Below are 1,200 nucleotides of genomic sequence, written 5' to 3'. Positions count from 1 at the left end.
CTGGTTGTTCTTCCAGAACCGCACAGTGGATGCGTAGCGTCTTCGTAACAAGTCCTCGGCCTATTAGTACCAGTCAGCTCCAACCGTTACCGGTCTTCCACCTCTGGCCTATCAACCCAGTGGTCTAGCTGGGGGCCTTAACCCACGAAGGGTGGGATACCTCATCTTGGAACGAGCTTCCCGCTTAGATGCCTTCAGCGGTTATCCCTTCCGAACGTAGCCAACCAGCAATGCTCTTGGCAGAACAACTGGCACACCAGCGGTCCGTCCGTCCCGGTCCTCTCGTACTAGGGACAGCCTTCCTCAAGTATCCTACGCGCGCGGCGGATAGGGACCGAACTGTCTCACGACGTTCTAAACCCAGCTCGCGTACCGCTTTAATGGGCGAACAGCCCAACCCTTGGGACCTACTCCAGCCCCAGGATGCGACGAGCCGACATCGAGGTGCCAAACCATCCCGTCGATATGGACTCTTGGGGAAGATCAGCCTGTTATCCCCGGGGTACCTTTTATCCGTTGAGCGACCACGCTTCCACAAGCCATGGCCGGATCACTAGTTCCGACTTTCGTCCCTGCTCGACCCGTCAGTCTCACAGTCAAGCTCCCTTGTGCACTTGCACTCGACACCTGATTGCCAACCAGGCTGAGGGAACCTTTGAGCGCCTCCGTTACTCTTTGGGAAGGCAACCGCCCCAGTTAAACTACCCACCAGGCACTGTCCCTGATCCGGATCACGGACCGAGGTTAGACATCCAATACGACCAGAGTGGTATTTCAACGATGACTCCACAACCACTGGCGTGGCCGCTTCACAGTCTCCCACCTATCCTACACAAGCCGAATCGAACACCAATACCAAGCTATAGTAAAGGTCCCGGGGTCTTTCCGTCCTGCCGCGCGTAACGAGCATCTTTACTCGTAATGCAATTTCGCCGGGCCTGCGGTTGAGACAGTCGAGAAGTCGTTACGCCATTCGTGCAGGTCGGAACTTACCCGACAAGGAATTTCGCTACCTTAGGATGGTTATAGTTACCACCGCCGTTTACTGGCGCTTAAGTTCTCAGCTTCGCCACCGAAGTGACTAACCGGTCCCCTTAACGTTCCAGCACCGGGCAGGCGTCAGTCCATATACATCGTCTTGCGACTTCGCATGGACCTGTGTTTTTAGTAAACAGTCGCTTCTCGCTGGTCTCTGCGGCC

At 55.8% G+C, this 1,200-nt stretch carries 1 rRNA gene; it reads right to left on the bottom strand.

The window, feature by feature from the left end:
- Window positions 1-43: 43 nt before the first annotated feature.
- A 23S ribosomal RNA gene (locus L6E10_RS31785) occupies window positions 44-1,200 on the bottom strand; the annotation flags it as partial.

Origin of the sequence: Lentzea sp. CC55 (assembly GCF_021056325.1) — a bacterium.
GTDB classification, from domain to species: Bacteria; Actinomycetota; Actinomycetes; order Mycobacteriales; family Pseudonocardiaceae; genus Lentzea; species Lentzea jiangxiensis.
Note: the sequence above shows the minus strand (reverse complement) of the source record. Positions and strands in the feature narration are given on the sequence as shown.